The sequence below is a fragment of the Roseomonas sp. TS2 genome, assembly GCF_058833935.1.
In genome coordinates this window covers 1-10,306 of record NZ_JCACVY010000160.1, presented here as the reverse complement: position 1 = coordinate 10,306, position 10,306 = coordinate 1, and the positions used below count along the sequence as shown (strand labels likewise).

Annotated in this window: 10 protein-coding genes; 7 read left to right on the top strand and 3 right to left on the bottom strand. The window is 66.9% G+C overall.

All coding sequences use genetic code 11. The annotated features are described in order from the left end of the window. Window positions 1-488: 488 nt before the first annotated feature. The 5 genes from ACZJYS_RS19265 to ACZJYS_RS19245 all read left to right on the top strand — a co-directional run bounded on the left by ACZJYS_RS19265 (window position 489) and on the right by ACZJYS_RS19245 (window position 5,063). Entirely contained in the window at window positions 489-710 is a 222-nt protein-coding gene (locus tag ACZJYS_RS19265) for a hypothetical protein (RefSeq protein ID WP_493179979.1), read from the top strand. A gap of 801 nt (window positions 711-1,511) precedes the next feature. Then, the gene (locus tag ACZJYS_RS19260) at window positions 1,512-1,976 is read left to right on the top strand and encodes a hypothetical protein (protein WP_493179978.1); all 465 of its coding nucleotides are present in this window, start codon (window positions 1,512-1,514) and stop codon (window positions 1,974-1,976) included. Then, the gene (locus ACZJYS_RS19255) at window positions 1,973-2,185 is read left to right on the top strand and encodes a hypothetical protein (RefSeq protein WP_493179977.1); all 213 of its coding nucleotides are present in this window, start codon (window positions 1,973-1,975) and stop codon (window positions 2,183-2,185) included. The genes ACZJYS_RS19260 and ACZJYS_RS19255 overlap by 4 nt, the downstream gene beginning before the upstream one ends. Beyond that, entirely contained in the window at window positions 2,182-3,795 is a 1,614-nt protein-coding gene (locus tag ACZJYS_RS19250; protein WP_493179976.1) for a phage portal protein, read from the top strand. Before ACZJYS_RS19255 ends, ACZJYS_RS19250 begins: the two co-directional genes overlap by 4 nt. Further along, a complete protein-coding gene (locus tag ACZJYS_RS19245; protein WP_493179975.1) occupies window positions 3,792-5,063 on the top strand; it encodes a S49 family peptidase in 1,272 nt (423 codons plus the stop codon). Before ACZJYS_RS19250 ends, ACZJYS_RS19245 begins: the two co-directional genes overlap by 4 nt. 1,192 nt (window positions 5,064-6,255) lie before the next feature. Here ACZJYS_RS19245 and ACZJYS_RS19240 read toward each other — a convergent pair. The 3 genes from ACZJYS_RS19240 to ACZJYS_RS19230 all read right to left on the bottom strand — a co-directional run bounded on the left by ACZJYS_RS19240 (window position 6,256) and on the right by ACZJYS_RS19230 (window position 8,089). Beyond that, window positions 6,256-6,507: a hypothetical protein gene (locus ACZJYS_RS19240; RefSeq protein WP_493179974.1), complete on the bottom strand. Its 252-nt coding sequence runs from the start codon at window positions 6,505-6,507 to the stop codon at window positions 6,256-6,258. 67 nt (window positions 6,508-6,574) lie between these two features. After that, window positions 6,575-7,324, bottom strand: coding sequence for a MarR family transcriptional regulator (locus tag ACZJYS_RS19235; RefSeq protein WP_493179973.1), 750 nt, complete (start codon window positions 7,322-7,324; stop codon window positions 6,575-6,577). Window positions 7,325-7,537: 213 nt separating this feature from the next. Beyond that, window positions 7,538-8,089 (bottom strand): hypothetical protein, encoded by a 552-nt coding sequence (locus tag ACZJYS_RS19230; RefSeq protein WP_493179972.1) that lies wholly within the window; start codon window positions 8,087-8,089, stop codon window positions 7,538-7,540. A 247-nt stretch (window positions 8,090-8,336) separates the two neighbouring features. On the opposite strand from ACZJYS_RS19230, the gene ACZJYS_RS19225 reads away from it, so the two are divergent. Beyond that, window positions 8,337-8,549: a helix-turn-helix domain-containing protein gene (locus ACZJYS_RS19225; RefSeq protein WP_493179971.1), complete on the top strand. Its 213-nt coding sequence runs from the start codon at window positions 8,337-8,339 to the stop codon at window positions 8,547-8,549. 8 nt (window positions 8,550-8,557) lie between these two features. After that, complete coding sequence (locus ACZJYS_RS19220; RefSeq protein ID WP_493179970.1) at window positions 8,558-9,304, top strand: hypothetical protein; 747 nt, start codon at window positions 8,558-8,560, stop codon at window positions 9,302-9,304. Window positions 9,305-10,306: the final 1,002 nt, after the last annotated feature.

The window sequence follows — 10,306 nt, the reverse complement described above, 5'->3', positions numbered from 1 at the left end:
GACGCGACTTCCGCCCGACGGCCCGCGAACGACGCGACTTCCGCCCGACGGCCCGCGAACGACGCGACTTCCGCCCGACGGCCCGCGAACGACGCGACTTCCACCCGACGGCCCGCGAACGACAGCCTCCCTCAGAGGGTCGGAGGTATGCTCGCCTTTCCTTGAAGGTGCTTCTACGGATTAGGGGCGGCGTTACGCGCGAGGCGCGGTCGTTACCGTAACGGCTAACACGTTATGCCTTCTATGGCGAAGACGACTCATCCCGGCAATTGATACGGCCTCCGATACACAGCGGATTCTTATAAACATCTGTAATTACAAATTTTATCGGGTTATCGGTAAGTCAAGCGATACACCCGCCGATACGGCACGGACAGCCACGGCTACGCGGGAGGCGATGCTCGCATAGTAGAGCGCGGGCGCTGCCGAATTGCTGGCGGAATGCGTCGGGGCGGAAATCCTGGGGCTAGCTCCGCGCCGCCCCGGGCATGCTGCCTCGAGCCTGCCGCGCCGATGCCTCGCCAGATGAGGTGGCCGCAGCCTGGCGGCATTTCCTCGCCCGCCTGGTGGGGGATGCGGCGCTCGTCGAGGACCGCGACAGCGCGGCGGCAGCGTTCGCGGCGACAGGCGACGCGGACGCGCTTCGCCGGCTGCTGCACCTCAACGCCCTGCTGGCCCAGCACCGCAGCGAGGAGGATGTTACGCACTAGAGCTTCTTTATGCGCTCGAGAAGCTCCTCAGTGTATTCGATATCGCCATCCCAATATGCCTCAAGAGTTTTCCGGTTGAGCTCGATCCAAGATCGAATATCGACCATCTCTCGGGGTGGAATTTTTCCATTCAAATCCCGAGGCGGATGCTCGAGCGTTACCGTGATAGCCTTACTGCTATCATAACGGGGAAGTTTAGCGATTTTGATGCGAGGGCCGTGAGTTGCCCCGCCTCGCTGAGACACGAAAACGACGAACGGGAGCCCCGTCCGCTCGGGCCGGAGGTTCGCCATGTCGAAAAGGTCGTCGTCCTTCGCAATTTCGCGGCGAGCCCTGGGGGCTCGGCCTATCGTTAGCCATGCCGATACGTTGCGCACATGAGCCTCCTGGCACTAGCTCCCCTTTGCATATACGCGATCATCCAATCATCTCAATGTCCTGCCGGCCCAGCACCGCAGCGGCGAGGGGAACGATGGGCACCCCGAAGCGGGGCGGAATTCCTGGGAATAGGAATGAAGTCCGCAATGTGGGGTGTGGCGTGACGTTGATATACGCAAGAATATTGCGCCATTATATGTCGTTACGTAAGGATGTTGCGCATGGGTCCTCCCCCCGGGGGTGGCCTCGCGGGGTGCCTCACGCCGCCCGAGTTTCCTAGCCACCCATTTTCCCCGATCGACTTTTTGTTTACGTCTCCGGGGCGCGTCAAAGCGTCGTTTTGGAAAAAAGCGGCTTCTCAACTGCGTCTTCGCGAAGCGTCATAATATCTGCGCCGCTCGGGAATATAAAGTCGGCGTGCGGATGGCTTACTTCTTCCCGCCTGTGATTTGCTACCCGGCCGGCTTTACTCTGCGAATGCAGATCCAGTCAAAAATCACGATCCCCCGACACGCCCATCCGGCCGTGAAGCTGGTCTTTGCCGCGATGCACGAGAAGCGTGTGACCTACGTCCAAGCGGCGCATCGTTCCGGCTTGTCAAGGGAGTCGCTGACGGCGTGGCGTGTGAGAAATATTCCAGACGTCACAAGCCTCGAGGCCGTGCTTGGCGTCCTCGGGCTGCGTCTCGAAGTCGTCGACGCTGAGACCGGGCGGCGCTTTGAGCCGCGTCCCGAGACGATGGCGCATCTCGGCGCGACGGTCGCGGAGCGCGAAGCTTGCCGCGCCCGCTTTCTGGAGCGTCGGGCAGCTCGCCGCGCAGCGCAGGCAGGCGCCAGCATGCAAGGCCACAACGGCGGCCCGCCTCTCATGCCGGAACCGAGGGCGTGACGGTGGGGCAGTATTCCGACGAGCTGGCGCGGGTGAATAGGGCGATTGCGGCCGTGCAGGAGCGCGGCCAGCGCGTCGAGATCGGCGACCGCGTCATCTGGCGCGGCAACCTCGAAGCCCTGCAGGCCGAGCGCAAGCGCCTCGAGCCGCTCGCCAAGCGCGAGGCGGCCGGCGGCGGGATGCGCGTCCGGCGGATCGTGCCGCTATGAGCCAGAAGCCCTGCATCCGCGTTCCCGCGCGCCGCACAGCCTCGAAGGGCTGGACGAAGGCGGAGGCGCTAGCCGTCGCGTCGGCGATGGGGAGCTATGTGTCTGGCAACTACACGGGCGCGCGCAGCGACCGCGCCAGCATGCAGAATTGGCACACCTCGGCGTCTTCGGCCGATGCCGACATCCTGGGCGATCTCGAGACGCTCCGCGCCAGGTCGCGCGACCTCGGGCGCAATGACCCGCTCGCCTCCGGCGCCCTGTCGACCGCGATCACCAATGTTGTCGGCACGGGGCTGTGGCCCTGCGCAGCCGTCGACGCCGAGGTCATCGGCATTTCGGAAGGGGATGCCGAGGCGGTGGGCCGGCGGGCCGAGGCCCTCTTCAACATTTGGGCCTCCTCGACCTACTGCGACGTGACGCGCGCGACGAATTTCGCTGGGCTGCAACGCATCGTCTATCGGGGCAAGCTCGAGAGCGGCGACATTTTCGCCCTCCGCCGGCAGAAGCCCCGGCCGGGCGCCGTCGTGGGCCTGACTGTGCAGCTCATCGAGGCCGACCGCTGCCGCAATCCGGTCGGGCAACCCGACGTGGAAGGATTCGCGGCCGGCATCCGGCGCGATCGCGACGGAGAGCCGCTCGAGGCGTATTTCACCACGCGCCACCCTGGCGACACCCTCAGTTTCTCGGCCGAGTTGCTCTCGACGACGGCCGTTCCGTTCTTCGGCAAGAAAACCGGCGAGCCGATCCTCCTGCACGTCCGCGACAAGCAGCGCGACGGGCAGGGGCGCGGCGTGCCCTTCCTGGCGCCCGTCATCGAGCCCCTAAAGCAACTCGGCCGCTACTCGGATTCCGAGCTGATGGCGGCCGTCGTGTCGTCGTTCTTTACCGTCTTCGTCAAGTCGCCCTCCGGCGCGCCCCTCGGCGCGCTCGAGCAAGAGGCGATGACGCCCGGCGCGGGGGATATCGCCCTCGGCCCGGGCGCCGTCGTCGACCTGGCGCAAGGCGAAGACGTGACGTTCGCCAATCCCGGCCGCCCGTCGCCGCAATTCGACCCGTTCTGGCTGGCGATGGTGCGGCAAATCGGCGTCGCGCTCGAAATCCCCTATGAGCTCCTCATCAAGCATTTCTCCTCGAGCTACTCGGCGAGCCGCGCCGCGCTCGAAACTGCCTGGCAGGCGTTCAAGACGTGGCGCGTGTGGCTGCAGGAGAGCTTCTGCCAGCCCGTCTATGAGTGGTTCTTCGCCGAGGCTGTGGCGCGCGGGCTGATCGACGCGCCGGGTTTCTTCGAGGACCCCATCAAGCGCGCCGCCTGGTGCGCCGCGACGTGGGTCGGCGATGCCCGGCTGTCGCTCGACCCGGTGAAGGACGCCAAGGCCGACGAGATCGCCGAGGCGCACGGCTGGAAGACGGCCGAGGAGATCACGGCCGAGCGCACGGGCGGCGACTGGCGGCGCAAGCAGCGCATCCGCGCGAGCGAGGCGAAGCTCCGGCGCGACACGGGCCTCGAGCTGCCCCTCGTGCCCCCCGCGCCGCCCGGCAGCGCCCAGGCGGCAGCCGCCGCGATCGAGGAGGCCGAGCTCATGGGGCCGGCCGATGGAGACACAGAATGAGCATCCTCGAAGCCGCCCTCGCGACGCATTGGGCGATGGAGGAAACCGCGCTGCGGCAGCTCCTCGCGATCGCTGCGCGCGAGCATACCGTCACGCCCGAGGCCCTCGAAGCCTACCGGGCGAAGTCGCTCGAGCGGGCCGAGGCCGCGCGCGTGCGGGACGGCGTCGCGATCATTGAGGCTTACGGGCCGCTCGTGAAGCGCGCCAACCTATTCGACGCCATGAGCGGCGCGACCTCCTATGAGATGATGCGGCGCGACCTCGAGGCCGCGCTCACCGATCGCGACGTTTCGGCGATCCTGCTGAACGTCGACTCCCCCGGCGGGGAGGCACGGGCCGTGGGCGAGCTAGCGGGCGCCATCTACGCGGCGCGCGGCCGGAAGCCGATCTTCGCCTATGTCGGCGGGACCGGCGCCTCGGCGGCCTATTGGCTGGCCTCGGCTGCGAGCCGCGTCATCGTCGCGCCAACCGCGATCCTTGGCTCGATAGGCGTGCAGGTCGCGCTCCGCGACCGCCGCGCCGCCGACGAAAAAGCGGGCGTGCGGACGCTGAATTTCATCTCCTCGCAATCGCCGATGAAGAACGCCGACCCGGCCACGGATGCCGGCGCGGCGGCCCTGCAGGCGACGGTTGATGCGCTCGCCGAGGTCTTCGTCGCCGACGTGGCGCGCAATCGGGGCGTCGAGGTGGGCGTCGTGCTCGAGCGTTTCGGCCGGGGCGGCGTCGCTGTCGGCGCGGCTGCGGTCGCCGCCGGCCTGGCCGACGAGATCGGCACATTCGAGGGCGCGCTCGCCATGGTGGCGGCCGAAGCCCGCAAGAAATCCGCTCGGGGTGGCGGTGCGCTCGCCGGGAGCTCCGGCGGCGCCAGCAAAAAGGGATTCGCAATGACGCCTGGATTTGAGGCGCTTGTGCAGGAGATCATGCGCGCCAACGCCGGCCCGCCGCCGCGTGTGGTGACTGTCGTCGACGAGGAGGCCGAGATCGAAGCCGCCGTCGCCGCCATCCTGTCGGCAGGCCGCGAGCCGATCGGCGGCAATGCCTCCACGGCCCCGCCCGTCGCATGGCTGCCGCCCTCGGCCCTTCCTGCCGCTTCGGATGCGGAGATCGCTGAAATGGTCGCGTCGATCATGGGCGACGGGCAGCCGGCCAAGGACTCCGACCCGTTCGCCGAGGTGAAGGCCCTGCCGGAGCCCAAGCCGGCGGCGCCCGCGATGTCCGACGCGGAGGCCGAGGCGCTTGTCGCGGAGATCATGGCCGCCGGCTGCTGAACCCACTTCCGGGGCCGCCCTCTTCCACGCTTCGGCGCGGGCGGCGCATCCGGCAGCCCAAGGCTCCTCGCAACATCCTCCTGGCTCGGTCGGTGCCGCGTCACCTCGGCCCTTAGCCACGCCACGCTACGGCGCTCGGGCCAGCCGGCCGCCGCCCGCGCCTGCGGCCCGATAGAGCGCGTTGAGCCGCAACGCTTCCCGGGAATTGCCCCCTGCGCCTCGGCCGTGATGCCGAGCTTGTCGGCATAGGCCGGCTTAACGCCCTCGAGCAGATAGGCGAGCAGCCCGCGCAGGCTGGCGCCATCGGGCGATGCGTTCGACCGCACCGCCCTCGCGAAGCCTTGGCCCGTCTCAACCCCCGCCAGGCGGCACGAAGTGGCGCAGAGCTCCGGCCGCAACGCATCGGGGCAATGCAACGCGAGGTGTAGGTGCAAGCCCTTTCGCCTCGACGCATTTTCAACTGACCAGACGCCTGAGAGCGGCAGTCCCCTCCGCCGGAGCATTTCGCGGAGGCCGTCCATCAGCTTGTCCCTAAATGCGTCGAGGCCCAGCCTGCGCAGGAAATCCGAGGCAGTGAGCTCGAGCGTCAGGTGGCAGTTGATTGGATGAGGCGTCGTCGCCGCATAGGCGGCGGCATTCACCACCTCCCGCACCTGCCGGACAGTGATGAACCGGCCATCTCGGCAAAACTGCGGCCCGGCATTGGAGGCCAGTTCTGAACCGAGATTGGGCTTAAAATATTCACTTCCTACAGCAGCGGGAGTTTTCGGCCCTCTCTCGCGCCCGCTCCTGACCTCGCGCCGTTCGCCGGAATCGCCAATAACGCCAGGGCCATTCGCCCATTTGGACGGCGGCAGCTCACGGCGCGAAAATGGCCCTTCCGGGCCGACGAAAATCTCACGGGTGAAGGCCGCGTTACCGTGGTGGGCGGAGCCAGCGCGCGCCGAAGCGCCCTCCTTTGTGGAGAGGTCGCACGTCTCCGATAAAGGCAGGAGGGTAGCAGACACCGCGCGCAAGCCTTCTCTTCATGATGGCTCGCGGGTCGGCAGGTGGTTAGAAAGAGATCGGGAAGTAGTAGCGTTGCCGGATCGGTCGCGAGCCGATCCGGCTTTTTTGCTTCATCGCCGATTGAGTTTCAATCGGCGATGTATCCGTCAAAGCTACTCAAAATTATTCTGCGCTTTGTTTAGCGTCAAACTCCGTCAGCGCACGCCAAATGCTCCGGCTGAGCGGTGGCGCGCGCGAGAATGGCGGCGTCGAGGTGAATGCCGAGCGCATCCGCGAGAAGGTCGAGTTGTGGCAGCGGGCGAACGCCTGCCGCCGAGCGGAGCGCGATCTCGGCAATCTCGAGCCGGCCATCGTGCGCCTGAAAGCTCAGGCAGAGCGGCACGGCCCCCAGGATGCCGAGATCAACACGCACGTCAATCGTCGAGAAGGTAGGCACTCGGGTTCTCCAATGCTTCTTCCCAAGAATTATCACTAAAGGTTGAATTCACATAGATGTTTTTTCTTCATGCGCGATGTCGGATATTTCCGTCAATTTCAAGATGACTTTCATTCATGCGATACGCATTTCCCGTTACTTTATCGCACTCCTCCCGTGACTTCATCGCGCCACCTAGCCGCGACAGCGCCCTCTCGAGCGCCTCGGCCTCTCGGGCGGCCCTCTCCGCCAGCCGGGCGCGCCATCCGGCAATGGGGGGTAAGGGGGGTAGAATCTTTCCGGTTAAAGGCGGCTCACCGTGATCCGCAGAAATCGGCACGGCCGGCGGGGTCGGCGGCATAGGCCGTGGCGCCGATCTCGGCACGGCCGGCGGGAGCTGGATCGGGCGGGAGGCCGCCGTCGCCGCGTGCAGCCGATCCTGGCGGGCGGGAGGCCGGCGGAAGGCATAGAGGGTGGTAGCCTGCACCAGCCGGGCGGCGCCCTTCCAGCCCGCCCGAGCGTCGACCAGCACGGCGCGGCGGGTGCGCTCGATGAAGCCCTCCGCGACCAGCAGCCGGAGGCGCCGCGTCACGGTTGCCCGGCTGATCTTGGCTCGGCGCGCGATGGCCTCGAGCGCGTGGGTGCAAGCACCGACACGGGCGCCGCCGAGCTCGAACAGCATCACGCGCAGCAGGCGCAGGGCGAGGGCATCCATGCCGGGGTGCGCCTCGGCCTGGCGCATGATCTGCGCGGCCTCGCCGCTGGGCAGGGGGACAGGCGCCGGCAGTCGATCGGCGCGCACCGATCCCGGCCGGGCCGGGCGGTGAATATTCGTCATCGGGCCTCTCTTGGCCGATGACAGAACGCAGTTCCCCCACCGCAGTCTCTTGCGTTGTTCAGCGCAGATGCCTAGCTTGGAGGTGCGAAGTCGAAGCGTCAGCTTTGAGATTTGGAGGGGGTCGGGGCGTTCTGCGTCTCGGCCTTTTCCTTTTTTCAGCGGTTGCGTTCAGCGGCCACGCTACCGGCGCGGCTCGCGGCACGCAACCGTCCCCTATTCCAGGCCCAGCAACCGCGCGAGCCACCCCCGGCCCCGCAGCCTCGCCGCATCGCGCTCGGCCTCCTGCGCGCGGCGCTCCAACTCGACGGCGCGGGCCATGGCCTCTTGCACCATGCGCTGCGCCTCGCGGGCCTCCTGCCGAGCCTCCCGGGCATCAGCGCGGGCAGTATCGGCGGCCCTCTCTGCCATCGTCAGGGCCACGCGCAGCCCCGCCATCTCGCCCTCCCGGCGGGCTAAATCCTCGCGGAGCGCGGCCACATCCTCCGGCACGCCAGGGCTGGCGAGGGGGGTGGTGACAGGGGCGGCGACAGGACTGCCGCCAGGGGGATTATCGGGGGCGCCATCGGGGGCGGCGCCAGGGGCGGCCCGCTTGGCCTGTCGGGCCTCCACCGCCGCCACCGGCACCGCAACGCGGGCGAGCCCATCATTGCCCACCTGGCGCGGCCATTTTCGGCGGAACGCAAGCCGCTGGGCGCTCTCCAGCTTGTGCCCCAGCGCCTCCGCGAGTTCCGCATAGGTCATCCACCGCGCGCCGTCTCCGGCCATCTGCTGCCCTCCTGCCGTCAGGGGTGGCGCCCCTCTCGGCACCATGCCCGGCTTCCATCCCCGGCGTCACCCCCCGGCAGCAGGGTGGCAAAGTAAGTTCATCCAACACGGCAGCGCGATAATCAAAGGTTATCATTGCTTAGCTATGCCAATTGTTGCTCATTCCCGCCTATTGGTGGGTAGACGACGCCGCCTGCAGATGGGCGGGAGAGGGGGGAGGATGCCTTGCACCAGCAAGGAGCTTCCGATGCCATCCGAACCCGCGTCAGCCAGCCGACGCGCCCTCACCCTGGTCCAAGCCGCCGACCGCCTGTCAATTTCGTACGCTACCGCGTGGCGCATGGTCCATCGCGGCGATCTCCCGGCGGTAAAAGTCGGGCGCGCGTGGCGCGTCGAGCCCGAGGCGCTGCGGGAGTGGCTCGACGCCAAGCGCCCAGCCCAGGCGGAGGCCGCGCGGTGAAGGCGCCCGTGACCCTGGCGGCCCGCGTCGCCGCCCTTCCCGCCGCAGCGACCTCGGCCGAGGTGGGGGCGCTGATTGCCGAGGTCCGCGCCGACCTCGCCGCCGCCGAGGGCGCTCACGCCGCGCTGCAGGGCGACCGCCGCGCCGTTCTGCTTGCGGGCGACGATGCCGCCGCCGAGGAGCACGACCGGCGAATGGCGGCAGAGAGCCGCCGGGCCGAACGCGCCCACCTGCACCTCGAAGACCTCGAGAAGCGCCAGGCGGCGGCCGAGAAGCGCGAAGCGGCGGCTCGGCTCGATGAGCAGCACCGGCAGGCCGAAAAGGTCGCCGCCGAGCTGTGCGAGGCGCTCGCGGCCGAGTATGAGCCGCACGCCCGCGCTCTAGCCGCCTTCCTGGCGCGCTGGCGTGACGGGCACCGCCTCATCGACGAGGCGAATGCGGCGCTCCGCCAGGCCGGCCGGCGTGAGGTCGTGCAGCCTCCCGAGGCGCAAAAGCGCACAGCTCCGGCGCGCCAGGAGGCCGACCGGATCGTCGAGCGGCAGGAATGGCAAATTAGCGGCCGACGGTGCTCGCAGTTTGTTGCCGACCGGCGCACGGGGGAGATGCGCCCGATCGAGGCGGGCGCCATTCTCGTGACGGTGCGCGAGACCGTGCCGGGCGCCTTCACCCCGGCGCGTCAACTCCCTGCGCTGCACAGCACGGCGGTTCTGCCTGCCGCCGAGATCGGCGCCCCGCCTATCTGGCCGAGCGCCTGAAAGGCTGCATCCCGCGTCGCCGGCAATTTGGCGGGGGCTTTGTGCCTCCGCCTTTTTTCAGCCCTGCGGCTCGGCCACGCTGCCGGCATGCCGCACCCTTACGCCCTCGCCTTCGCTGCCCTCCTCGCCTTGGCGGCGCCGGCCGCCGCGCAGACAGCGAGGCACTACGACGCCGCCGGGCGGCTTGTGGGGCGCTCGGAGCGGCAAGGCGACACGGTGCGCCACTACGACCCGGCCGGCCGCCTGATGGGGCGCGACGTGGCCCGCGATCGAAAGCGCGGGCGAGTTGAGGTTCGCGAATACGATCCCGCCGGCCGTCTGGTCGGACGACGGAATGATAGCAGATGAGCGACCAAGGAGTTTTATGCGGGGACCGCCGACGTGGTGGCTCTGCACGTCTTTCTTTGGGTAAGGAAATTTTTGGACCGGGGGGATTTCAACAACCACATCTCTTTTTCAACTATACGTTGAAAAATAATAAAGGCAGAAACCCTTAGGTTGCTGCCTTTTGCAGATCAAAGAATTATTTTCGATTCTTTCCGCAAGAAAGAAATTCTCAATCTTGTGGAACTGTGGTATAATTGAGCCCATAGACCGCATTGTTGGCGCATTGCGGTCTCGGAAGGAGGTGAATAACATAGGACACGAACTAATCGCGATACTCATCCGCGTTGGCGCGCGGATCATCGCCGAGATCATCATCTATATGATCTCTAAACTCTGACGATCAGACTGGAAAGCGGTAGGGAAGTCCCTGCCGCTTTCTTCGTTCTATGTATGCTGACTTAACATTTAAAAAAACGTTTGACAAGTTCCTTTGTTCACCGCGCAGAGAAGAAAATTTGTCTCTTTGCATCCAGCATTCCAGATAAAAACGTTTATTTTCAACGATTTGAGTCGCTCTATCTGAAATTCGCCTCCTCCACCCGACGGCCCGCGAACGACGCGACTTCCACCCGACGGCCCGCGAACGACGCGACTTCCGCCCGACGGCCCGCGAAC

Excerpts from the sequence above, each read along its gene's own strand:
- ACZJYS_RS19265 (WP_493179979.1), top strand. The coding sequence starts at position 489 with ATGCTGCCTCGAGCCTGCCGCGCCGATGCCTCGCCAGATGAGGTGGCC.
- ACZJYS_RS19260 (WP_493179978.1), top strand. The coding sequence starts at position 1,512 with ATGGCTTACTTCTTCCCGCCTGTGATTTGCTACCCGGCCGGCTTTACT.
- ACZJYS_RS19245 (WP_493179975.1), top strand. The coding sequence starts at position 3,792 with ATGAGCATCCTCGAAGCCGCCCTCGCGACGCATTGGGCGATGGAGGAA.
- ACZJYS_RS19225 (WP_493179971.1), top strand. The coding sequence starts at position 8,337 with ATGCCATCCGAACCCGCGTCAGCCAGCCGACGCGCCCTCACCCTGGTC.
- ACZJYS_RS19250 (WP_493179976.1), top strand. The coding sequence starts at position 2,182 with ATGAGCCAGAAGCCCTGCATCCGCGTTCCCGCGCGCCGCACAGCCTCG.
- ACZJYS_RS19235 (WP_493179973.1), bottom strand. The coding sequence starts at position 7,324 with ATGACGAATATTCACCGCCCGGCCCGGCCGGGATCGGTGCGCGCCGAT.
- ACZJYS_RS19230 (WP_493179972.1), bottom strand. The coding sequence starts at position 8,089 with ATGGCCGGAGACGGCGCGCGGTGGATGACCTATGCGGAACTCGCGGAG.